Annotated in this window: 22 protein-coding genes; 14 read left to right on the top strand and 8 right to left on the bottom strand. The window is 68.6% G+C overall.

Annotated elements, in window-relative coordinates; translation table 11 throughout:
- The first annotated feature begins 24 nt into the window (after positions 1 to 24).
- A complete protein-coding gene (locus G6N14_RS08485) occupies positions 25 to 735 on the top strand; it encodes a DcsG N-terminal domain-containing protein (protein ID WP_085134598.1) in 711 nt (236 codons plus the stop codon).
- Here the strand turns inward: G6N14_RS08485 and G6N14_RS08480 are convergent.
- From G6N14_RS08480 to mptB, 4 genes are read right to left on the bottom strand one after another with little or no spacing between them, the layout of a single operon-like run.
- Complete coding sequence (locus G6N14_RS08480; RefSeq protein WP_085134647.1) at positions 691 to 1626, bottom strand: COX15/CtaA family protein; 936 nt, start codon at positions 1624 to 1626, stop codon at positions 691 to 693. The two genes, G6N14_RS08485 and G6N14_RS08480, sit on opposite strands and share 45 nt — an antisense overlap.
- Before the next feature lie 57 nt (positions 1627 to 1683).
- Complete coding sequence (locus G6N14_RS08475) at positions 1684 to 2481, bottom strand: ABC transporter permease (protein WP_085134599.1); 798 nt, start codon at positions 2479 to 2481, stop codon at positions 1684 to 1686.
- A complete protein-coding gene (locus G6N14_RS08470) occupies positions 2478 to 3416 on the bottom strand; it encodes an ABC transporter ATP-binding protein (protein WP_109559719.1) in 939 nt (312 codons plus the stop codon). Before G6N14_RS08470 ends, G6N14_RS08475 begins: the two co-directional genes overlap by 4 nt.
- Positions 3413 to 5167 carry a polyprenol phosphomannose-dependent alpha 1,6 mannosyltransferase MptB gene (mptB, locus tag G6N14_RS08465; RefSeq protein WP_085134600.1) on the bottom strand — a complete coding sequence of 585 codons (1755 nt, stop codon included), beginning with the start codon at positions 5165 to 5167 and terminating at the stop codon, positions 3413 to 3415. The genes G6N14_RS08470 and mptB overlap by 4 nt, the downstream gene beginning before the upstream one ends.
- Before the next feature lie 139 nt (positions 5168 to 5306).
- On the opposite strand from mptB, the gene G6N14_RS08460 reads away from it, so the two are divergent.
- The 8 genes from G6N14_RS08460 (at position 5307) to G6N14_RS08425 (ending at position 12597) form a co-directional block, all read left to right on the top strand.
- Positions 5307 to 6122 carry a helix-turn-helix transcriptional regulator gene (locus G6N14_RS08460; protein WP_085134601.1) on the top strand — a complete coding sequence of 272 codons (816 nt, stop codon included), beginning with the start codon at positions 5307 to 5309 and terminating at the stop codon, positions 6120 to 6122.
- Positions 6123 to 6189: 67 nt separating this feature from the next.
- A complete protein-coding gene (gene sufB / locus G6N14_RS08455; RefSeq protein ID WP_085134602.1) occupies positions 6190 to 7632 on the top strand; it encodes a Fe-S cluster assembly protein SufB in 1443 nt (480 codons plus the stop codon).
- 71 nt (positions 7633 to 7703) lie between these two features.
- Positions 7704 to 8825, top strand: coding sequence for a Fe-S cluster assembly protein SufD (sufD, locus tag G6N14_RS08450; RefSeq protein WP_085134649.1), 1122 nt, complete (start codon positions 7704 to 7706; stop codon positions 8823 to 8825).
- Between the two features lie 34 nt (positions 8826 to 8859).
- Complete coding sequence (sufC, locus tag G6N14_RS08445) at positions 8860 to 9651, top strand: Fe-S cluster assembly ATPase SufC (protein ID WP_085134603.1); 792 nt, start codon at positions 8860 to 8862, stop codon at positions 9649 to 9651.
- Between the two features lies 1 nt (position 9652).
- Positions 9653 to 10930 (top strand): cysteine desulfurase, encoded by a 1278-nt coding sequence (locus G6N14_RS08440; protein ID WP_085134604.1) that lies wholly within the window; start codon positions 9653 to 9655, stop codon positions 10928 to 10930.
- The gene (gene sufU / locus G6N14_RS08435; RefSeq protein ID WP_109559720.1) at positions 10893 to 11432 is read left to right on the top strand and encodes a Fe-S cluster assembly sulfur transfer protein SufU; all 540 of its coding nucleotides are present in this window, start codon (positions 10893 to 10895) and stop codon (positions 11430 to 11432) included. The genes G6N14_RS08440 and sufU overlap by 38 nt, the downstream gene beginning before the upstream one ends.
- Positions 11429 to 11770, top strand: a complete 342-nt coding sequence (locus G6N14_RS08430; RefSeq protein ID WP_085134606.1) for a metal-sulfur cluster assembly factor — start codon at positions 11429 to 11431, stop codon at positions 11768 to 11770. Before sufU ends, G6N14_RS08430 begins: the two co-directional genes overlap by 4 nt.
- 2 nt (positions 11771 to 11772) lie before the next feature.
- Positions 11773 to 12597 carry an MBL fold metallo-hydrolase gene (locus G6N14_RS08425; protein WP_179960819.1) on the top strand — a complete coding sequence of 275 codons (825 nt, stop codon included), beginning with the start codon at positions 11773 to 11775 and terminating at the stop codon, positions 12595 to 12597.
- Positions 12598 to 12702: 105 nt separating this feature from the next.
- Here G6N14_RS08425 and G6N14_RS08420 read toward each other — a convergent pair whose 3' ends face one another.
- The gene (locus G6N14_RS08420) at positions 12703 to 12912 is read right to left on the bottom strand and encodes a hypothetical protein (RefSeq protein WP_085134607.1); all 210 of its coding nucleotides are present in this window, start codon (positions 12910 to 12912) and stop codon (positions 12703 to 12705) included.
- Between the two features lie 307 nt (positions 12913 to 13219).
- Positions 13220 to 13861, bottom strand: coding sequence for a DUF5666 domain-containing protein (locus tag G6N14_RS08415; protein WP_085134608.1), 642 nt, complete (start codon positions 13859 to 13861; stop codon positions 13220 to 13222).
- A 156-nt stretch (positions 13862 to 14017) separates the two neighbouring features.
- On the opposite strand from G6N14_RS08415, the gene trxA reads away from it, so the two are divergent.
- The 4 genes from trxA (at position 14018) to G6N14_RS08395 (ending at position 17214) form a co-directional block, all read left to right on the top strand.
- On the top strand, positions 14018 to 14392 hold the full coding sequence (gene trxA, locus G6N14_RS08410) for a thioredoxin (protein ID WP_085134609.1): 375 nt from the start codon (positions 14018 to 14020) through the stop codon (positions 14390 to 14392).
- A gap of 26 nt (positions 14393 to 14418) precedes the next feature.
- Complete coding sequence (locus G6N14_RS08405) at positions 14419 to 15240, top strand: enoyl-CoA hydratase (protein WP_085134610.1); 822 nt, start codon at positions 14419 to 14421, stop codon at positions 15238 to 15240.
- A 20-nt stretch (positions 15241 to 15260) separates the two neighbouring features.
- The gene (locus tag G6N14_RS08400; RefSeq protein ID WP_085134611.1) at positions 15261 to 16898 is read left to right on the top strand and encodes an ABC-F family ATP-binding cassette domain-containing protein; all 1638 of its coding nucleotides are present in this window, start codon (positions 15261 to 15263) and stop codon (positions 16896 to 16898) included.
- Between the two features lie 115 nt (positions 16899 to 17013).
- The gene (locus tag G6N14_RS08395) at positions 17014 to 17214 is read left to right on the top strand and encodes a helix-turn-helix domain-containing protein (protein WP_085134612.1); all 201 of its coding nucleotides are present in this window, start codon (positions 17014 to 17016) and stop codon (positions 17212 to 17214) included.
- 65 nt (positions 17215 to 17279) lie between these two features.
- Here the strand turns inward: G6N14_RS08395 and G6N14_RS08390 are convergent, their stop codons facing one another.
- Both G6N14_RS08390 and G6N14_RS08385 read right to left on the bottom strand, forming a co-directional pair.
- Complete coding sequence (locus tag G6N14_RS08390) at positions 17280 to 17843, bottom strand: TetR/AcrR family transcriptional regulator (RefSeq protein ID WP_085128862.1); 564 nt, start codon at positions 17841 to 17843, stop codon at positions 17280 to 17282.
- A gap of 12 nt (positions 17844 to 17855) precedes the next feature.
- Positions 17856 to 20690, bottom strand: coding sequence for an aconitate hydratase (locus tag G6N14_RS08385; RefSeq protein ID WP_179960818.1), 2835 nt, complete (start codon positions 20688 to 20690; stop codon positions 17856 to 17858).
- A 177-nt stretch (positions 20691 to 20867) separates the two neighbouring features.
- Between G6N14_RS08385 and G6N14_RS08380 the strand changes: the two genes are divergently transcribed.
- Complete coding sequence (locus G6N14_RS08380) at positions 20868 to 21374, top strand: Rv1476 family membrane protein (RefSeq protein WP_308214859.1); 507 nt, start codon at positions 20868 to 20870, stop codon at positions 21372 to 21374.
- Positions 21375 to 21538 lie beyond the last annotated feature (164 nt).

Raw genomic sequence — 21538 nt, 5'->3', positions numbered from 1 at the left:
ATCATCTCCGAGTGTGAGGTCTGCATGAAGCTGGCCCGGCCCGACATCTTCCACCCGCGCATCGTGCTGGCGGTCGACTCACGGCGCGGTCATCACGAGAGTGCGCACAAGTCGGCGGCCGCCGAAGGCGACGCCGGCCTGGTCGCGGCGTTACGGCACCGGGGGCTGCATGCCCGGCTGTTGGCCTGGGACGATCCGGAAACCCTGGAAGCCGACCTGGTGATACTGCGCACAGCCGGCGACCCGGCGCGGCACGCCGAATTCCTGGCTTGGACCACCCGGGTGGCGCACCTGCTGAATCCGCCGGAAGCCGTCGCCTGGAACGCCAACCGCCGCTATCTCGCGGACCTGCAGTGCGACGGGGTGCCGACGGCGGCGGGCGGGCGGCCGGACGAGCTGAGCACCCTGGTGTTCTTCGGCGCCGGCCGGTCGCATGCCTTCGGCGCCGCCGGCTCGGACCCGGATTTCGAACTGTGGGACGTCGGGCGGTGGGCACTGCGGGCGGCCGCCGAGCGCTTGAGCATCCGGATCGAGGAGTTGCTCTACGCACGCGCCGACGTTGCCGGCACGGCAGCCGATGCGCGCCTGGTGAGCCTGGATCTGATTGCGCCGGACCTGGGCTGGCACGAGCTCGCTTCCGAGGAACGCGACCGGGCGCAGCGCCGGTTCGCCGTGGAGGTGGCCGCGGCGCTAGAGCGACTGGGGCTGGGTCCGCTCGCGCAGCGACGCCCATAGCGACGCGGTCGCGCCGGTGACCAGTACCGCGCCCGCGACGTGCAGGGTGACCAGCACGGCCGGCACCCCGGTGAAGTACTGAACGACACCGATCAGCCCCTGGCCCAACGCCAGTACGACCACCAGCGCCAGCCGGCGGGTCACCGGCTTTGCCGCGTGCACTGCGGCGAGCCCGAAGGCCAGGCCGACCAGTAGCCCGAGGAACCCGATCAGCAGCGACTCGTGCAGGTGGGCCAGGGTGGCGATCTCCACCTTGAGGCGGGCCACCGTGCGGGCCGCGCTCTTGTCGCCGGCATGGGGGCCGGCGGCGGTCACGAGGGTGCCGGTCACCAGCACCGCGGCCAGGGCGACGGCGCACAGCGCCGTGAGGGCCCGCAACGGCGCCGGGATCCGATGGACCACCACCGCCGAGGCGTCGTCGGGCTGGCCGACCTTGGCGTAGAACTGCACCGCCAGCCACACCATGAGCATCGAGACCAGCAGGTGCACCGCCACCGTCCACCATGCCAGGCCGGTGCGCACGGTGATCCCACCGATCACCGCCTGAAGCACCGTCGACCCGGGCATCAGCCAGGCGTAGACCAGTACCTCGGTGCGCCGCCGGGCCCGGATCACGGCCAGCACGGCCAGTGCCGCGGTGATCACGACCGCGAAGGTGACCATGCGGTTGCCGAATTCGATGGCCTGATGAATCCGCGGCACCTCCGAAACCGCGACCGGAACATAGCTGCCCGGGAAGCACTGCGGCCAGGTCGGGCAGCCCAGACCGGAGGCGGTGACGCGGACGACGGCGCCGGTCACCGAGATGAATCCCTGGGTGAAGACCACCGCGGCGGCCAGCCACCGCTGGGTGCGCAGGCCCGGTTCGGGCAGCAGGTCCACCAGGCGCATCAGGAACCGTCCCACGGGCCTGATCGTAGAGGATCGGTAACTACATCCCGTAGTAGGTCAGCTGAAGCGGAACCAGCGCACCGCGCCGACGGCGGCGAGCAGGCCCCAGGCCGCCACCACCGCGATGCCGAACCAGTCGACGGAGACGCTCAGCGCCTGGGCCAGGGCTTCGGTCAGTGCCCCCGAGGGGGTCAGTCGGGCCAGCCAGCGGACCGCGCCGGGGACCAGTTCGGTCTCCACGGTCAAGGCGGAGAAGCCGCCGAACACGAACCACATCAAGTTGGCACCGGCCAGCACGATCTCGGCACGCAGGCTGCCGCCGAGCAGCAGACCCAGGGCGGCAAAGCAGGCGGTCCCCAGGGCGATGATCACCGCCCCCAGGCACAGGCCCGCCACCGTCGGCCGCCAGCCCAAGATGGCGCCGATGGCCCCGAGCAGCACGGATTGCAGCAGGACCACGGTGGCCACCGACAGGGACTTGCCGGCGATGATGCCCCACACCGGCAGCGCGGTGGCGCCCAGACGTTTGAGGGCCCCGTAACGCCGGTCGAATGCCACCGCGATCGCCTGCCCGGTGAACGCGGTGGCGATCACCGCCAGCGACATGATCACCGGCAGCACGGTGGTGGCGCGCTGGGCGTGTCCCTCGCCGAACGGGCCCAGCGGCAGCACGGTGAGTCCGATCAGCAGCGTGATCGGGATGAACATGGTCAACAGCAGCTGCTCGCCGTTGCGCAGCAGCAGGGTCAGCTCCAACCGGAACTGTGCGGCCAGCATCGCGGGCACGGCGGCCGGACGCGGGTCGGGGGCGAAGGTGCCCGGCGCGAAGACCTGTTCGGTGTTCGTGCGACTCATGGGCGCAGCTCCCGTCCGGTCAGTTCCAAGAACACGTCCTCCAGGCTGCGCTGCTCCACCCGCAGCTGGGTGGCCAGCACGTCCAGCCGGGCGCACCAGGACGTCACCGTGGCGAGCACCTGGGGGTCCACCGACCCCTCGACGAGGTATTCGCCGGGCAGCACTTCGCTGGCCCGATAACCCTCCGGCAATGCCGTGGCCAGCAACGACAGATCCAACCGCGGCGGTGCGGTGAACCGCAGCTGTCCCTGGGCGCCGCTGCGCGTCAACTCCGCCGGGGTGCCTGCGGCAACCACGGCGCCGTGGTCGATGATCAGCAGCCGGTCGGCCAGTTCTTCGGCCTCGCGCAGATGGTGTGTGGTCAGCACCACCGTCACGCCGTCGCGGCGCAACGCGTCGATCAGCTCCCACACCAGCAGGCGGGCGTGGGCGTCCATGCCTGCGGTCGGCTCGTCGAGAAACACCAGCTCCGGGCGGCCGACCAGGGCGCAGGCCAAGGCGAGTCGTTGCTGTTGGCCTCCGGAGAGCCGCCGGTAGGTGGTGCGCGCCGCATCGGTCAGGCCGAGGGTGTCCAGCAGCCATTGCGGATCGAGCGGGTTGGCCGAATATGACGCCACCAGCTTGAGCATCTCGCCGGCGCGGGCGGCCGGGTAAGCGCCGCCGCCTTGCAGCATGACCCCGATGCGTGCGCGAAGCCGGTCGTTGTCGGCCACCGGGTCCAGGCCGAGTACCTCGATGGTCCCGGCGTCGGGGCGGACGAAGCCCTCGCACATCTCGACCGTGGTCGTCTTGCCGGCACCGTTGGGCCCGAGCAGGGCGAACACTTCGGCGGTCCGGACCTCGAAATCCAGGCCGGCGACCGCTTCGATCGCAGACGGACCGGCCCCGTAGCGCTTGCGCACCCCGCATAAGCGCACCGCGACAGCTGAGTTCACGGAGAATCAGCGTAGGCGTCGGTGACAGCGGCCGGGCGCGGGGTGGGCTCCACGGCCGGTGCGTCGTCCTTCGGGCGTTCGGCTTGGGCCGGCAACTCACGCCACGGCAGTCGCCGGTAGGTCGACAGCAACAACACCAGCACCACGACTGCGCTGGCCACGGTGGCGTCCAGGATCTGGAACAGCGCAAAGCGATCGCCGTTGGCCGTCGGGCCGAAGATGCCCACCACCAGCGTGACTGCGATCACGGCGATCCGGAAGTTCGGCCGGGTCGCCCAGGCGGCCAGCGGGATGATCGCCCAGAGCAGATACCACGGTTGCACGACCGGGAACAGCAGGACCGTGATGCCCAGTGCGACGCCGAGCCCGCCCACCGGATGCAGCCGGCCGTGGAACACCACCAGCAGTAGCCACACCACCAGCACCCCGATGATCAGCACGCCGATGGCACGGGTCAGCGACAGCACTGCGGTGGTGTGGTCGCCCAGGCCCAGCAGGATGCCGACTTGACCGGTGCCGAGGGCGATCAGCGTCGGTGGGGACATCCAGCTGCGCACCACGTTGGCGGTGCCGAGCGTGAAGACCCAACCGAAACCCAGCCCGCTGGCCCAGCCGATCAAACCCATCACCGCCGCGGCCAGGGTGGTCATGCTGGTGCTGGCCAGCACGAACGCGCGGAGATCGCCGCCCAGCCGCCAGCCCAGCGCCATCGTGACGAAGCCCAGCGCCAGCAGTGACGGCAGTTTGACCTGCGACGACAGCGCGATCAGCACGGCGCCGGTGACAAGTTCGGCCAGTGGCACCCAGTCCCGCAGGGTCAGCGGGACTGCCTGGGTCGGGCGCGGCAGCAGCGGCTGGGCGGTGGTGATCCCGCGCAGGGCGAATTCCGTGCCGGTGAGCATCAGGCCGAGCATCAGGGCCTCGTTGTGGATCCCGGCGACCAGGTGCATGAGCAGCAGCGGATTGGCGGCGCCGAGCCACAGTGCGCTGACCTCGGCCACCCCGCAGCGCGCCGCCAGCCTGGGCACCGCCCACATGATCATGCCGACCCCGATCAGCACCACCACCCGGTGGCACAACACCGCGGTGACGATGTTCTCGCCGGTCAGCGCCGAGATTCCCCGGCCGATCCACAAGAACAGCGGCCCGTAGGGCGCCGGGGTCTCCCGCCAGAGGCTGGGCACCGACAGCGTGAACACGTGGTCGAGCCCCAGGGCCGGTGCCGGGCCCACGCGGTAGGGGTCCAGGCCCAGCCGGGAGATCTGGCTCTGGGCCAGGTAGGAGTAGACGTCCTTGCTGTACATCGGCGGGGCGACCAGCAGCGGCAGTATCCACAGCAGCAGGGTGCGATCGAGTTGGCTGCGCGACATCCGTCGGTTGCCCCCCGTCGGACGACGATGCACCGAGGTACGAGGTGCGGAGGAGTCCGGCGAAGAAGACAGGGCGAACCGGCCGAGCATCAGCCACGCCAGCGTCATCATCACCGCGCCGGTGGTGGTCATGGTCAGGGCCACGGTCTGCAGCCGCGAGGGCAGGTTGAGCAGCCGGACCCCAAAAGTCGGGTCCTGCATCACCGGCCGCGCCCCGGCGCCCAGCGCCCCGATCGCCATCAGGACCGTTCCGGTGGCGCCGAAGAGCCGGGTTCGTCGGAGTGCGACCAGCTCGGCGGAGTTGAGCGGGGAGCCCACGGTGCGCTCGTCGCCGTGCAGATGCGCGATCGACGAGCTCAACGAATGCCGTCGGGCTGCCATCCCAGCAGCGTAACGGCCGCCCTGCCATGACCGGGCCCGCCGGGCTGCGGGCGCAGTGTGACCAGCGCAACGGCCGAGCGGGGCCGAACTGAGGCAACCCTTTGTAGACCGAGCCCTGGAATTGCGTCACACTGGTGTTGTGAAATTCGAGGCCGGGGTGAAGGCCGCAACCGATGCCGCCGGGGCCGGCTCCGGCGATGCGGTTGCGATAGGCGACCCGGTGGCCGCCGAACTCGCGGGCGGCCATGACACCCGGCACGCGGTGGTGCGCCTGCTCATGGAGTCCGGATCGATCACCGCGGGCGAGATCGGGGCCCGGTTGGGCCTGTCGGCGGCAGGGGTACGCCGCCACCTCGACGCCCTGATCGAGCTGGGCGACGCCGAGGCACATGCGGCGGCATCCTGGCAGCAAGTGGGCCGCGGGCGGCCGGCGAAGCGGTTTCAGCTCACCGAGGCCGGTCGCAGCAAGCTGGGGCACCGCTACGACGACCTTGCGGTGGCGGCCATGCGCCAACTGCGCGAGATCGGCGGGGAGGACGCGGTTGTCGACTTCGCCCGGCAGCGCATCGACGCGATCCTGGGCAATGTTGCGGCCGCGGCAACTGACGGCGCCGAAGACGACGGCGACCTGGAAGCCACCGCGCAACGTATCGCCGGTGCGTTGACCGAGGCCGGGTACGCCGCCACCACCGCACGGGTTCAGGGCGGGGTTCCCGGCGTGCAGATTCTGCAGCACCACTGCCCGGTGGCCAACGTCGCCAAGGAGTTCCCGGAGTTGTGCCGCGCCGAGCGACAGGCGATGGCCGAGGTCCTGGGCACGCACGTGCAACGGCTGGCAACCATCGCCGACGGCGGCTACGTCTGCACCACGCATGTACCGCTGACCAACCGCAACGCCAAAGCTGGAAAGGCCGGCAAGTCCAGCGCGGTCGGGGCCGTCACAAAACAGCATTAGCAGCACCGATCGACCTTCGCCGCACACCCTGCGCCGAAGCCATCACGAGCACCGAAGGAGCGTCATCATGACACTCACACCGGAGGCCACCGCCGCAGCGGAGCCGACCCAGGACGAGACGATCGCGTCGCTGGGCCGGTACGAATACGGCTGGGCCGACACCGATGTCGCGGGCGCCGCCGCCCAGCGTGGCCTGTCCGAGGACGTGGTGCGCGACATCTCGGCGAAGAAGAACGAGCCGGAATGGATGCTGCAGGCCCGGCTGCGGGCCTACCGGACCTTCATGAAGAAGCCGATGCCCCATTGGGGCTCGGATCTGTCCGGCATCGACTTCGAGAACATCAAGTACTTCGTGCGTTCCACCGAGAAGCAGGCCCAGACCTGGGACGACCTGCCCGACGACATCCGCAACACCTATGACCGGCTGGGCATCCCGGAGGCGGAGAAGCAGCGCTACATCGGCGGTGTGGCGGCCCAGTACGAGTCCGAGGTCGTCTACCACAAGATCCGCGAAGACCTTGAGGAACAAGGCGTCATCTTCCTCGACACCGACACCGCACTGCGGGAGCACGAGGAGCTGTTCCGCGAGTACTTCGGCACGGTGATCCCGGCCGGCGACAACAAGTTCTCCGCGCTCAACACCGCCGTGTGGAGCGGGGGATCGTTCATCTACGTGCCCAAGGGGGTACACGTCGACATCCCGCTGCAGGCCTACTTCCGGATCAACACCGAGAACATGGGCCAGTTCGAGCGCACGCTGATGATCATCGACGAAGACGCCTACGTGCACTACATCGAGGGCTGCACCGCGCCGGTGTACACCTCGGACTCGCTGCACTCCGCGGTGGTGGAGATCGTGGTCAAGCCGGGCGGCCGCTGCCGCTACACCACCATCCAGAACTGGTCGGTCAACGTCTACAACCTGGTCACCAAGCGGGCCCGGGCCGAGGCGGGCGCAACCATGGAATGGGTCGACGGCAACATCGGTTCGAAGGTCACCATGAAGTACCCGGCGGTCTGGATGACCGGCGAGCACGCCAAGGGCGAGGTGCTCTCGGTGGCATTCGCCGGCGAGGACCAGCACCAGGACACCGGCGCCAAGATGCTGCACCTGGCGCCGAACACCTCGAGCAACATCGTCTCCAAGTCGGTGTCGCGCGCCGGCGGCCGGTCTTCCTACCGCGGGCTGGTGGAGATCCACAAGGGCGCACACGGGGCGAAGTCGAGCGTGAAATGCGATGCGCTGCTGGTGGACAACGTCAGCCGCAGCGACACCTACCCCTACGTCGACATCCGTGAGGACGACGTCACCGTCGGCCATGAGGCGACCGTGTCCAAGGTCAGCGAGAACCAGCTGTTCTACCTGATGAGTCGCGGTCTGACCGAGGACGAGGCGATGGCGATGGTGGTGCGCGGGTTCATCGAGCCGATCGCCAAGGAGCTCCCGATGGAGTACGCGCTGGAACTCAACAAGCTGATCCAGCTGCAGATGGAAGGCTCGGTGGGCTAGTGGCCTCGACTGAAGTACGGCCCGCCTCGCCGGGCGGCCTGACCGCCGCGGCCGAAGGCGTCCACAAGGGAATGCAGTTCACCTCCTTCGACGTGGCGGCCTTCGAGGTGCCGCAGGGCCGCGACGAGGCCTGGCGCTTCACGCCGCTGCGCCGGCTGCGCGGGCTGCACGACGGCTCCGCGGCCGCCGACGCCTCCGCCGGAATCGAAGTCCAGGGCGCCGGCGTGGCGCGGACCGAGATCGTCCCGCGCGGCGACGACCGGCTCGGCGCGGCGGGCGTTCCAGCGGACAGGGTCGCCGCACAAGCATTCTCGTCGTTCCGCGATGCAACCGTGGTGACCGTGCCCAAGGGTGCGGACGTCGAGGAGCCCATCGCGATCACCGTCACGGGCCCCGGCACGGCAGCGACGGCCTACGGCCACCTGCAGCTGCGCGCCGAGGAACTGTCGCGGGCCACCGTCGTGATCGACGTGCGGGGCAGCGGAACCTACGCCGACAACGTCGAATTCGTGGTCGGCGACGGCGCGCAGCTGACCGTGGTGTGGATCGCCGACGGCGCCGCGGACCTGGTGCATGTCAGCGCCCACCACGCGGCGCTGGGCAAAGATGCCGTGTTGCGGCACAGCGCCGTGCTGTTGGGTGGGGAACTGGTGCGGCTGAGCGGACGGGTCCGGTTCGACGGCCCGGGCGGGGACGCCGAACTGCTCGGCCTGTACTTCGCCGACGCCGGTCAGCACCTCGAATCGCGGCTACTGGTCGACCACGCTCAGCCGCACTGCCGGTCCAACGTGCTCTACAAAGGAGCCCTGCAGGGCGATGCCGGCTCCGGACTGCCCGACGCCCACACCGTCTGGGTCGGCGACGTGCTGATCCGCGCGAGCGGGGTCGGCACCGACACCTTCGAGGTGAACCGCAACCTGGTGCTGGCCGACGGCGCCCGGGCCGATTCGATACCCAACCTGGAGATCGAGACCGGGGAGATCGTGCAGGCCGGACACGCCAGTGCGACCGGACGATTCGACGACCTCCAGTTGTTCTACCTGCAGGCCCGCGGCATCCCCGAAGAACAGGCCCGGCGCCTGATCGTCCGCGGTTTCTTCGGCGAGATCATCGCCAAGATCCCGGTTCCGGCCGTGCAGGAGCGCCTCACCGAAGCCGTCGAGCGTGAACTCGCGGTCACCGAGAACAAATAAATCTCAACGCATCAGCTAAGGACACGAATCAGCAATGAGCACACTGGAAATCAAGGGCCTGCATGTGAGTGTGTCGCCCGGCGGCGCCGGCGACGACAGCGTGGCCGACATTCCGATCCTGCACGGTGTGGACCTGACGGTGAACTCCGGTGAGACGCATGCCCTGATGGGGCCGAACGGGTCGGGCAAGTCCACGCTGTCCTACGCGATCGCCGGCCACCCCAAGTACACCGTGACGTCCGGGTCGATCACCCTCGACGGCCAGGACGTGCTGGCGATGACCGTCGATGAGCGTGCGCGCGCGGGGCTGTTCCTGGCCATGCAGTATCCGGTCGAGGTGCCGGGGGTGTCGATGTCGAACTTCCTGCGGACCGCGGTGACCGCCGTGCGCGGAGAGGCACCGAAGCTGCGGACCTGGATCAAGGAGCAGCGCGCGGCGTTCGCCGAGCTGGGCATCGACTCCGCGTTCGCCGAACGCAACGTCAACGAGGGCTTCTCCGGTGGCGAGAAGAAGCGCCACGAGATCCTCCAGTTGAGCCTGCTCAAGCCCAAGATCGCGATCCTCGACGAGACCGACTCCGGTCTGGACGTCGACGCGCTGCGGGTGGTCAGCGCAGGGGTCAACCGTTACCAGGAGACCGAGCACGGCGGCGTGCTGGTCATCACCCACTACACCCGAATCCTGCGTTACATCCAGCCGCAGTTCGTGCACGTCTTCGCCGGCGGGCGGATCGTCGAGTCCGGTGGCCCCGAGCTGGCCGACGAGCTGGAGGAGAACGGCTACGAGCGCTTCACTCACGAACCGGCGGCAGGGGCGGGAGCCTGACATGACGGCGTCGGAAACGACGTTGTCGGTCAGGGGTCCTGCGGCGCCGGACCTGGAGGCGATCAGGGCCGATTTCCCGATCCTGAACCGGGTCATGCGTGGCGGAAGCCGGCTGGCCTATCTGGACTCCGGCGCCACCTCGCAGCGTCCGCTGCCGGTGCTCGACGCCGAGCGGGAGTTCCTGCTGACCTCCAACGGTGCGGTGCACCGTGGGGCGCACCAGCTGATGGAAGAGGCCACCGACGCCTACGAGGACGGCCGGTCGGCGATCGCCCGCTTTGTCGGCGCCCATCCCGACGAGCTGGTTTTCACCAAGAACGCCACGGAGTCGCTCAACCTGGTGTCCTATGTGCTCGGCGACAACCGCTTCGAGCAGGCCGTCGGCCCCGGCGATGTGATCGTCACCACGGAGCTGGAACACCACGCCAACCTGATTCCCTGGCAGGAGCTGGCACGACGCACCGGTGCGACACTGCGCTGGTATGAGGCGACACCGGACGGGCGCATCGACTTGGATTCGCTGCAGCTCGACGAGCGCGTCAAAGTTGTTGCTTTCACCCATCACTCCAATGTGACCGGCGCGCTGGCCCCGGTCGCCGAACTGGTCTCGCGGGCCCGCGCCGTCGGCGCCTTCACGGTGCTCGATGCCTGCCAGTCCGTTCCGCACCAGCCGGTCGACTTCCATGCCCTGGGCGTCGACTTCGCGGCGTTCTCCGGGCATAAGATGCTGGGTCCCAACGGGATCGGTGTGCTTTACGGGCGGCGTGAGCTCGTGGCGGCACTGCCTCCGTTTCTCACCGGTGGGTCGATGATCGAGACGGTCACCATGGCCTCGAGCACCTACGCCCCTGCCCCGCAACGCTTCGAAGCCGGTACGCCGATGACCTCGCAGGTGGTGGGGCTGGCCGCGGCCGCTCGTTACCTCGACGCCATCGGAATGGACGTGGTGGCGGCCCACGAGCAGCAGCTGGTGGCCGCCACACTCGAGGGGCTCGCCGAGATCCCCGGCGTACACATCGTCGGGCCGGCGACCACGCTCGATCGCGGTTCGCCGGTGTCGTTCGTGATCGACGGGGTGCACGCGCACGACGTCGGTCAGGTGCTCGACGACGACGGCGTCGCGGTCCGGGTGGGCCACCATTGCGCCATGCCGCTGCATCGCAAGTTCAACGTGGCGGCCACTGCCCGAGCGTCCTTCGCGGTGTACAACACCGGCGAGGAGGTGGAGCGCCTGCTGGCGGGTGTTCGCCGGGCCGTGGAATTCTTCGGGGGAGTGTGAGACCTTGCGGCTTGAGCAGTTCTACCAAGAGGTGATCCTCGATCACTACAAGCATCCGCAGCACCGCGGCCTGCGGGAGCCGTTCGGCGCCCAGGTGCACCACGTCAACCCCACCTGCGGCGACGAGCTGACCCTGCGGGTGGCGCTGTCATCCGACGGTGAACGCATCGCCGACGTCTCCTATGACGGGCAGGGCTGCTCGATCTCGCAGGCGGCCACCTCGGTGCTGGCCTCGCAGGTGATCGGTCTGACCGTGCCGCAGGCGTTGGCGACGTTCGACGCCTTCCACGAGATGGTGTCCTCGCGGGGCACCGTGGAAGGCGACGAGGAGGTGCTCGGCGACGGCATCGCTTTCGCCGGGGTGGCCAAGTACCCGGCGCGGGTCAAGTGCGCTCTGCTCGGCTGGATGGCGTTCAAAGATGCATTGGCACAAACGCTTTCGAAGACAGAAGAACAGACGTTGGCATCTGTCAGTGTCTCAACCCAGGAGATGAATCGATGAGCGAATTGGGACCGGACGAGTTGCTCGCCGAAGTCGAGGAAGCGATGCATGACGTCATCGACCCCGAGATCGGCATCAACGTCGTCGACCTGGGGCTGATGTACGACCTGTCGATCCGCCAGGACGACGACGGCGCGGCCGCCGTGGTCACCATGACGCTCACGTCGCCGGCCTGCCCGCTGCAGGACATGATCGCCGAGCAGATCGAGAACGCCACCGTGGGCTCCGGTCTGGTCAAGAAGGTGGATCTGTCCTGGGTCTGGGAGCCGGCCTGGGGACCGGACAAGATCACCGATGAGGGCCGCGAGATGATGCGCGCAGTCGGTTTCACGGTCTGAGCGTGCCGACATCCGAGTTCTGGCTGTGCCGGACCTGCGGTGTCGAGCACGATGCCACGCCGCAGGTGTGCGCGATCTGTGCAGACGATCGGCAATGGGTGCCGGCGGACGGTCAACACTGGGCCACGTTGGACGGTTTGGTCGCCGAGGGGATGCAGTCCTACGCCTTTGAACTGGAACCCGGGCTGATCGGGATCGGCAGCAACCCGCCGCTGGGTATCGGTCAGCTGGGCAAGCTGGTGTGCACGCCCAGCGGCAACATGCTCTGGGATCCTTCGGGATTCGTCGATGACGCCGCGGTCGCCGCTGCTCTCGAGCAGGGCCCGGTGCTCGGTGTCGTCGCCAGCCACCCGCACATGTTCGGGGCGCAGGTGGAATGGGGCCGGCGACTCGGCGGGGTACCGGTGTACGTCAACGCCGCGGACAAAGAATGGGTGATGCGTCCGGATCCGTCGATCCGATACTGGTCCGGGCGCCTCGAGCTCGCACCCGGGTTGACCGTGATTCAGGTCGGCGGCCACTTTCCGGGGAGTTCCGTCGCGTGCTGGGACGCCGGTGCCGACGGGCGCGGGGTGCTGTTGGTCGGCGATACCGTCTTCCCGAACCCCGATCGGCGCACCGTGGCGTTCCTGCGCAGCTATCCGAACCGGGTTCCGCTGTCGGCTGCGGTCGCCCAGCGGATGGCCGCAACGATGGAGCAGTTGCGCTTCGACCGCATCTACGGGCTGCACACCAACACCATTGACACCGATGCGGTGGCCGCAGTCCGGTTCTCGGCAGACCGACACGCAGCGTGGGCGCGGGGCGACCACGACGACCTCACCTGACGCGGTCGGACACGTGACGACCAGCCGGCGTGCTGGCGAAGCCGACTGACGCCCCGGATCGAACACGTCGGGGCCATCCGGCCCGATCAGTTCGTCCGGGTGCCACTACTCGGCGGCTCTGGGGGTGTCGCGGTGATCGGGCAGCGCGTCGAAGTCTCCGGTGCGGTCGGTCTTCTCCGGTGCGACACCTCGCCGCGACGCCGCACGCCGCCGCTGCCGGAGCTCCATCAGCATGACCACCGACGCGCCCCCGACGAGCAGCAGGCCCGGCCCCGAAAAGGAGACGATGGCCACGATCGCTGCGACGTTATGCACCGTGGGCGGCCTGGCGCCCGGCGGCTTCGCCCTGGTCCCTCAACGAAACACCCCTCCCGTTATCGGAACCGTAGTTCACAATTCGATAACGGGGAACTGTTAGGGATGGCATAGGCGCGTTTTGTGGACGCCAGACCACCGGCGGCGCGGAGCGTGGAAGGTGCCGGGTAAGCAGTGGCGGTAACGTGCAGCCCGCAGACCTTCGTCAATCAGGCATCTCGGACGTTGTCTGACCCGGTATGCACCATGACGAGGTAACGGCGGTCCGGCGCGCGCGAGCCCGCCACCGAGTACCTGCGGCCGGCCGCTACGCCGGCCGCTCGAGGCAGTCGCCGTTGGCCGCCCACACGGTGACCCGCTTGGCCTGCAGCACGCCCTGGTCGTCGGTGGTCCCGCCGGCCGCGACGCACTTGCCCGCGCTGATCGACGGCGCGCTGACCGCAACCGTCCTGCGGAAGCGGGTGGCGTCGTCGACGGTCACCGTGGCGGGCCCGGACGGGCCGCTGACGGTGAGCGTGTCACCGGAGATGGACTCGACCACACCGCGCACGCCGCGATGCGATGCCGGATGCGCGGTGCCGTCGCCCGCGGCCGCGGGCCGCTGCGGGCACGCGCCGTCGACGGTGGTGCTGATCGAGACGAACTTCGCGGTGAGGGGGCCCTCGTCGGCGGCGGCACCGCCGGCCTTGATGCAGCTGCCGACGGTGATCTCGCCGCGCTGGGCCGGCACCGACTCGTAGACCGAGGTGCTGTCGGTCACCGCCACGGCGGTCGGGCCGTTCGGCCCGGTCACCTCGAAGCCGGTGCCCGAAGCCGACGAAACCGTGCCCATCACCCGGTCGCCCTGCGCGTGTGCCAGCGCGGGGACGAACAATGCCCCGGCGAACAGTGCCGTCGCGCCGGCCAGGGCGCGGATCGTCGGACCAGGGGTGCTCGGGCGAGGGGACATCGGCGATCTCCGTTCGTTGACATCGGGCAGTGCTATCACCGTCGACGGTGGAGTTAGCGGGCAGCTATATCCATGCTGTGAGCCCGCTGTGGACCGGTGTGATCAGGGCCGCGGCGGGGCGGGAACACGGCGGGGTGTCCCGGCGTTGACCCATGCATGGCAACCCAAGACCTCACCGCAGCAAAGTTCCAAGAGACCATCGCCGACAACGACATCGTCCTTGTCGACTTCTGGGCTTCCTGGTGTGGCCCGTGCCGGTCCTTCGCACCGACCTTCGCGGCCGTGTCCGAGAAGCACCCCGACGTGGTATTCGCCAAAGTGGACACCGAAGCCGAGCAGCAGCTGGCGGCTGCCGCCCAGATCCGTTCCATCCCCACCCTGATGGCGTTCAAGAACGGCACGCTGGTGTTCAACCAGGCCGGCGCGCTCCCGGCCGCCGCGCTGGAGAACTTGGTGCAGCAGGTCAAGGATCTCGACGTGGAAGCAGCCCTGGCCGAGCAGGCCGCCCAGAGCAAGCCCGACCAGGTGTGAGCGCCCGCACGCGATAGCGTGCACCGGTGGCTACCGCATCCGAGTTCGTCGTCGTCGACCGTCCGCGCCCGCACGTCGCCCTGATCACGCTCAACCGCCCGGAGCGGATGAACTCCATGGCGTTTGACGTCATGGTTCCGCTACGCGAAACGCTCGCCGAAATCAGCTACGACAACTCGGTGCGGGTGGTGGTGCTCACCGGGGCGGGCCGGGGATTCTCCTCCGGTGCCGACCACAAGTCCGCGGGATCGGTGCCGCACGTGGCCGGGCTGACCCGGCCGGCGTTCGGCTTGCGATCCATGGAAGTGCTCGACGACATCATCCTGGCGCTGCGGCGCCTGCACCAGCCGGTGATCGCCGCGGTCAACGGGGCGGCCATCGGGGGTGGTCTGTGCCTGGCCCTGGCCGCCGATATCCGGGTCGCCGCATCGGACGCCTATTTCCGGGCCGCCGGCATCAACAACGGGCTCACAGCCAGTGAGCTGGGGCTGAGCTATCTGTTGCCCCGGGCGATCGGAGCGTCGCGGGCATTCGAGATCATGCTCACCGGCCGCGACGTCGATGCCGCCGAGGCGCAGCGAATCGGGCTGGTCTCCCAGGTGGTGGACCTGCCGGATCTGCTCGACACCTGCTACGCCATGGCCGAGCGGATCGCCGGTTTCTCCCGGCCCGGGGTGGAATTGACCAAGCGGACGCTCTGGAGCGGACTCGACGCCGGTAGTCTGGAGGGGCACATGCAGGCCGAGGGGCTTGGGCAGCTCTACGTGCGCCTGCTGACCAGCAATTTCGAGGAAGCCGTCGCTGCGCGCGCCGAAAAGCGCCCACCGGTCTTCACCGACGACAAGTAACAGCACGACAGGAGTGATGCGTGATCACCGCAACGGACCTGGAGGTCCGCGCCGGAGCGCGCACCCTGCTCGACGCGGTCGGCTCGGTGCTGCGCGTGCAGCCCGGCGACCGGATCGGCCTGGTCGGCCGCAACGGGGCCGGCAAGACCACCACGCTGCGCATCCTGGCCGGCGAGGGTGAGCCCTACGCCGGCACCATCACCCGTACCGGGGAAGTCGGCTATCTGCCGCAGGACCCCCGGGAAGGCAACCTCGAGGTGCTGGCCCGCGATCGGGTCCTGTCGGCGCGGGGCCTCGACACCATCCTGGTCGACCTGGAAAAGCAGCAGGTCCTGATGGCCGAGGTCGTCGACGACGCCGAGCGCGACCGGGCCATCCGTCGCTACGGCCAGCTCGAAGAGCGCTTCGCCGCGCTCGGCGGGTACGCCGCCGAGAGCGAGGCGGGCCGGATCTGCACCAGCCTCGGCCTGCCCGACCGGGTGCTGACCCAGCCGCTGCGGACCCTGTCCGGCGGCCAGCGCCGCCGGGTGGAGCTGGCCCGGATCCTGTTCGCTGCCGGCGAGGGCGGTTCCGGTGGAGCGGGCTCGAACACCACCCTGCTGCTCGACGAACCGACCAACCACCTGGATGCGGACTCGATCGGCTGGTTGCGTGACTTTCTGAAGAACCACGGCGGGGGACTGGTGCTGATCAGTCACGACGTGGACCTGCTGGCCGACGTGGTCAACCGGGTGTGGTTCCTGGACGCGGTGCGCGGCGAAGCCGATGTCTACAACATGGGCTGGCAGAAGTACCTCGACGCGCGAGCCACCGATGAGCAACGCCGCCGCCGGGAGCGCGCCAACGCCGAACGCAAGGTCGCCGCGCTGCGCAGCCAAGCCGCGAAGTTGGGCGCCAAAGCCACCAAAGCGGTTGCGGCGCAGAATATGCTGCGTCGCGCCGACCGGATGCTGGCAGCCCTCGATGAGGAACGGGTGGCCGACAAGGTCGCCAGGATCAAGTTCCCCACCCCGGCCCCGTGTGGCAAGACTCCGCTGATGGCCAGTGGTCTGACCAAGATGTATGGGTCGCTGGAGGTGTTCACCGGTGTCGACCTGGCCATCGACCGCGGTTCGCGGGTCGTGGTGCTGGGGCTCAACGGCGCCGGGAAGACCACGCTGCTGCGCGTGCTGGCCGGTGTCGAAACGCCCGAAGCCGGCCAGCTCGAGCCCGGTCACGGATGCAAGATCGGTTACTTCGCCCAGGAACACGACACCATCGACAACGCCGCAACCGTGTGGGAGAACATCGTCCATGCGGCCCCGGACACCTCCGAGCAGGATCTGCGTGGGCTCTTGGGCGCGTTCATGTTCACCGGGCCGCAGCTGGACCAGCCGGCCGGCACGCTCTCCGGCGGCGAGAAGACCCGGCTGGCACTGGCGGGGCTGGTGGCGTCCACCGCAAACGTTCTGCTGCTCGACGAGCCGACCAACAACCTCGACCCCGCGTCGCGCGAGCAGGTGCTCGACGCCCTGCGCAGCTACGCCGGCGCGGTGGTGCTGGTCACCCACGACCCGGGAGCGGCGGAAGCGCTGGACCCCCAGCGGGTGGTGCTGTTGCCCGACGGCACCGAGGACCACTGGTCGGCCGACTACCGCGACCTGATCGAGCTGGCCTAGCGCCCCGTCTGGGCCCGGCCGTGCCGATTGCCCGCATTTGTGCCAAACCCGCCCCCGCGCCGGGCTGTCTTCCTACGCTGAAGTGGTCAAGGCGGCGAGGGGATGGTGTGGGGACGTGGCAACGACGACGAGATCCAACAAGCTACGTGACCGTCAGCTGGTCGAGTTGCGCAACGCCTACGAGCGGGGGGCGAGCATCCGCACGCTGGCGGCGTCGACCGGGCGCTCGTACGGATCGATACACAGCATGCTGCGGGAGTCCGGCGCGGTGATGCGCAGTCGCGGTGGTCCCAACCACCGGACGCGCTCGCGCTGACCCGAGCGGGCCGGCGGGCGGCTTTCCGCGGGCGGGGGGGCGCTGCCTGCGTCCGGTAGCCGAAATCAGCTCTGGCGCACCGAGTCCTCGACCAGGTCGAGGACCGCCGACAGGCGCTGCGGATCCTCGCCGGAGGCCAGCCGCGCAACCAGCCCATCGAGCACGAGGTCCAGGTAGCAGTGCAAGACGTCGCCGGCAACGTCGTCGCGCAGTCGGCCGGCCTGCTTCTGACGGTGCAGGCGATCCGTTGTGGCAGCGGCCAATTCGGCTGACCGCTCCGCCCAGCCGCGGCCGAACTCCGGATCGTGGCGCAGCTTGCGGGCGATCTCGAGCCGGGTGGCCAGCCAGTCGAACTGCTCCGGTGCGGCGAGCATGTCCCGCATGACGCCGATCAGGCCCTCGCGGGAAGCCAGATCGGCCATGCGCTGCGCATCCTCGCGCGCCAGTTCGAAAAACAGCGTGTCCTTGTCGCGGAAGTGATGAAATATCGCCCCGCGCGACAGCCCAATGGTCTGCTCGAGTCGCCGCACCGTCGCCTGGTCGTAGCCGTAGGCGGCGAAGCAGCGCCGGGCGCCATCGAGGATCTGGCGGCGCCGGGCCGCCAGGTGATCCTCGCTGACCCTGGGCATGGTGATCGCCGACTACGCGGTCTTGGCCGACTTCAGCATGTTGCGCAGCACGTACTGCAGGATGCCGCCGTTGCGGTAGTAGTCGGCCTCACCAGGAGTGTCGATGCGCACCACCGCGTCGAATTCGACCTTCTCGCCACTGTCCTTGGTGGCGGTGACCTTGACCGTCTTCGGCGTCTTACCGGCGTTGAGCTCTTCGATCCCGACGATGTCGAAGATCTCGGTGCCGTCCAGACCCAGCGACGCGGCGGACTCGCCGGCCGGGAACTGCAGCGGGATCACACCCATGCCGATCAGGTTCGAGCGGTGGATGCGCTCGAAGGACTCGGTGATGACCGCCTTGACGCCCAGCAGCGTGGTGCCCTTGGCCGCCCAGTCGCGTGACGAGCCGGAGCCGTACTCCTTGCCGCCCAGCACCACCAGCGGGATGCCGGCCTTCTGGTAGTTCATGCAGGCGTTGTAGATGAACTCCTTCGGGCCGCCCTCCTGGGTGAAGTCCCGGGTGTAGCCGCCCTGGGTGCCCTCCAGGCCGATGGTGTCCAGCAGGCGGTTCTGCAGGCGGATGTTGGCGAAGGTGCCGCGAACCATGACCTCGTGGTTGCCGCGGCGGCTGCCCAGCGAGTTGTAGTCCTTGCGGGCCACACCGTGGGCGTCGAGATAGTCCGCGGCCGGGGTGCCGGGCTTGATCGGGCCGGCCGGGCTGATGTGGTCGGTGGTGACCGAGTCGCCCAGCAGCGCCATCACCCGGGCGCCCTTGATGTCGGAGACCGGCTCGGGCTCCAGGCCCATGCCGTCGAAGTAGGGGGCCTTGCGCACGTAGGTCGAGGACTCGTCCCAGGCGAAGGTGTCGCCGTCCGGGGTCGGCAGGTTGCGCCAGTTGTCGTCGCCGGCGAACACGTCGGCGTAGGACTTGCGGAACATGTCCTGGTTGATCGCGGACTTGATGGTGTCGTCGATCTCCTGGGCCGAGGGCCAGATGTCGCGCAGGTAGACGTCGTTGCCGTCTTTGTCTTTGCCCAGGGAGTCGGTTTCGAAGTCGAAGTCCATGGTGCCGGCCAGGGCGTAGGCGATCACCAGCGGCGGGGAGGCCAGGTAGTTCATCTTGACGTCGGGGGAGATGCGGCCCTCGAAGTTGCGGTTACCCGACAGCACCGCGGTGACGGTCAGGTCTTCTTCGTTGACCGCCTTGGAGATCTCCTCGGGCAGCGGGCCGGTGTTGCCGATACAGGTGGTGCAGCCGTAACCGCCCAGGTAGAAGCCGAGCTTCTCCAGGTAGGGCCACAGGCCGGCCTTCTCGTAGTAGTCGGTGACGACCTGCGAGCCGGGGGCCATGTTGGTCTTGACCCACGGCTTGGAGGACAAGCCCTTCTCGACGGCGTTGCGGGCCAGCAGCGCGGCGCCGATCATCACCGAGGGGTTGGAGGTGTTGGTGCAGGAGGTGATACCTGCGACCGCGACGGCGCCGTGGTCGAGGATGAACTCGCCGCGCTCGCCGGTGACCCGAATCGGCTTGCTCGGCCGGCCCTCGGCGCCGTTGGCGGCGGACTGCACGTCCACGGCACCGTCGTCGGCGAAGGACAGCGAGGCCGGGTCGGATGCCGGGAAGGACTCCTCGAGGGCTTCATCGAGCTTGGTCTCCGGCGCCGGGTGCTGTTCCTCGACGTAGTTGTGGATGTCTTTGCGGAAGGCGGTCTTGCTCTCCGACAACAGGATCCGGTCCTGCGGACGCTTGGGGCCGGCGATCGAGGGGACCACGGTGGACAGGTCCAGCTCAAGGTACTCGGAGAAGGCCGGCTCGTGGTCGGGGTTGTGCCACATACCCTGCGCCTTGGCGTAGGCCTCGACCAGCGCGAGCTGCTCGTCGCTGCGGCCGGTCAGGCGCAGGTAGTTGATGGTCTCGCCGTCGATCGGGAAGATCGCACAGGTCGAACCGAATTCGGGGCTCATGTTGCCCAGGGTGGCGCGGTTGGCCAGGGGCACCTCGGCGACGCCCTTGCCGTAGAACTCGACGAACTTGCCGACCACGCCGTGCTTACGCAGCATCTCGGTGACGGTGAGCACCACGTCGGTGGCGGTGACGCCCGGCTGGATCTCGCCGGTCAGCCTGAAGCCGACGACGCGGGGGATCAGCATCGACACCGGCTGGCCCAGCATGGCGGCCTCGGCCTCGATACCGCCGACGCCCCAGCCCAGCACACCCAGGCCGTTCTGCATGGTGGTGTGGCTGTCGGTGCCCACGCAGGTGTCCGGGTAGGCCTTCCCGTCACGCACCATGACGGTCCGCGCCAGGTACTCGATGTTGACCTGGTGCACGATGCCGGTGCCCGGCGGGACGACCTTGAAGTCGTCGAAGGCGCCCTGACCCCAGCGCAGGAACTGATAGCGCTCGGCGTTGCGCTGGTACTCCAACTCGACGTTGCGCTCGAAGGCGTCGGCGGTGCCGAAGACGTCGAGGATCACGGAGTGGTCGATGACCATCTCGGCGGGCGAGAGCGGGTTGACCTTGTTGGGGTCGCCGCCCAGGGCGGTGACGGCCTCACGCATGGTGGCCAGGTCCACGACGCAGGGCACCCCGGTGAAGTCCTGCATGATCACCCGGGCCGGGGTGAACTGGATCTCGATGCTGGGCTCTGCGGCCGGGTCCCAGTTGGCGATCGCGGTGATGTGATCCTTGGTGATGTTGGCGCCGTCCTCGGTGCGCAACAGGTTCTCGGCGAGCACTTTAAGGCTGTAGGGCAGCTTCTCGGTGCCGGGCACGGCGTCGAGGCGGAAGATTTCGTAGTTCTGGTCGCCGACGGTGAGAGTGTCGCGCGCCCCGAACGAATTCACCGAATCTTTGCTGCTCACTTCAACTCCCCGAGATCGAGTCCTCATCCATCGACGGGTCCGCGCCGACGGGCGGGACAACTCTAACAGTACGATTGTCCTGTATAAAGTAAGGTACACCTCACCTGACGGGGGTTGATACCGTCATCTTCCGTGACGATCCAGCACCCGCCGGCCTACATCCCCGGCGAGCTCTGCATCACCGTCGGACTCGACCCCGCCACCCCGCCCGATGACTGCATGGCGCTGGTCAAGGTGGCCGTGGCGGCCGACGGTGTGAGCGCGCCGGCGGCCGATGTGCCGGCGCTGCGCGAGGTGGTGGCGCAGGCCGCCCACGACGGGATCGACCTCAAGATCATCGAGGTGGCGCGCAACCCGGGGATGGACACCGCACTGCGCGACGTGGCCACCGTGGTGGGCTATGACTATCCCGACGCCACCGTCCTGGTGCTCAGTAATAACTATGTCGGCAGTTACAGCGGCCAGTTTCACCGGGCAAAACTGGAGGCCGCCGAAGATCACGCCAAAACCGGCGACCCGGTTACGTCGGCGCAGAATTTCCTGCACGAATTGACCACCCCCGACCTGCCCTGGACGGGGATGACGGTGGTCCTGCTGATCGGGGTGGCGGCCGCGGCCGTCGGCACCCGATTCCTGCAGCGACGCAGCAGAAAAGCTGCCGAGCGCCCCACCGCCGCGCAGTAGCGGTAACCCCTGCGCCCCGCCCCGCCCCGGGTGGGGAATTGTGCTGTGCCGGCGGCCTTGAAAATGCCTCAGGTCACTAAATGGTCACAAGCCGCTTAATTACAATAATGTAGTTTGTTACGAACGGTTCTCCCGTGACTGATGTGACGTATGGTCTCAAAAGG

This window comes from Mycolicibacter hiberniae, assembly GCF_010729485.1.
Classification (GTDB): Bacteria; Actinomycetota; Actinomycetes; order Mycobacteriales; family Mycobacteriaceae; genus Mycobacterium; species Mycobacterium hiberniae.
The sequence above is the reverse complement of the archived record's forward strand: the minus strand, read 5'-3'. Positions and strand labels throughout refer to the sequence as shown.

Excerpts from the sequence above, each read along its gene's own strand:
- G6N14_RS08485 (WP_085134598.1), top strand. The coding sequence starts at position 25 with ATGAAGCTGGCCCGGCCCGACATCTTCCACCCGCGCATCGTGCTGGCG.
- G6N14_RS08480 (WP_085134647.1), bottom strand. The coding sequence starts at position 1,626 with ATGCGCCTGGTGGACCTGCTGCCCGAACCGGGCCTGCGCACCCAGCGG.
- G6N14_RS08475 (WP_085134599.1), bottom strand. The coding sequence starts at position 2,481 with ATGAGTCGCACGAACACCGAACAGGTCTTCGCGCCGGGCACCTTCGCC.
- mptB (WP_085134600.1), bottom strand. The coding sequence starts at position 5,167 with ATGGCAGCCCGACGGCATTCGTTGAGCTCGTCGATCGCGCATCTGCAC.
- sufB (WP_085134602.1), top strand. The coding sequence starts at position 6,190 with ATGACACTCACACCGGAGGCCACCGCCGCAGCGGAGCCGACCCAGGAC.
- sufD (WP_085134649.1), top strand. The coding sequence starts at position 7,704 with ATGCAGTTCACCTCCTTCGACGTGGCGGCCTTCGAGGTGCCGCAGGGC.
- sufC (WP_085134603.1), top strand. The coding sequence starts at position 8,860 with ATGAGCACACTGGAAATCAAGGGCCTGCATGTGAGTGTGTCGCCCGGC.
- G6N14_RS08440 (WP_085134604.1), top strand. The coding sequence starts at position 9,653 with ATGACGGCGTCGGAAACGACGTTGTCGGTCAGGGGTCCTGCGGCGCCG.
- G6N14_RS08430 (WP_085134606.1), top strand. The coding sequence starts at position 11,429 with ATGAGCGAATTGGGACCGGACGAGTTGCTCGCCGAAGTCGAGGAAGCG.
- G6N14_RS08415 (WP_085134608.1), bottom strand. The coding sequence starts at position 13,861 with ATGTCCCCTCGCCCGAGCACCCCTGGTCCGACGATCCGCGCCCTGGCC.
- trxA (WP_085134609.1), top strand. The coding sequence starts at position 14,018 with ATGGCAACCCAAGACCTCACCGCAGCAAAGTTCCAAGAGACCATCGCC.
- G6N14_RS08390 (WP_085128862.1), bottom strand. The coding sequence starts at position 17,843 with ATGCCCAGGGTCAGCGAGGATCACCTGGCGGCCCGGCGCCGCCAGATC.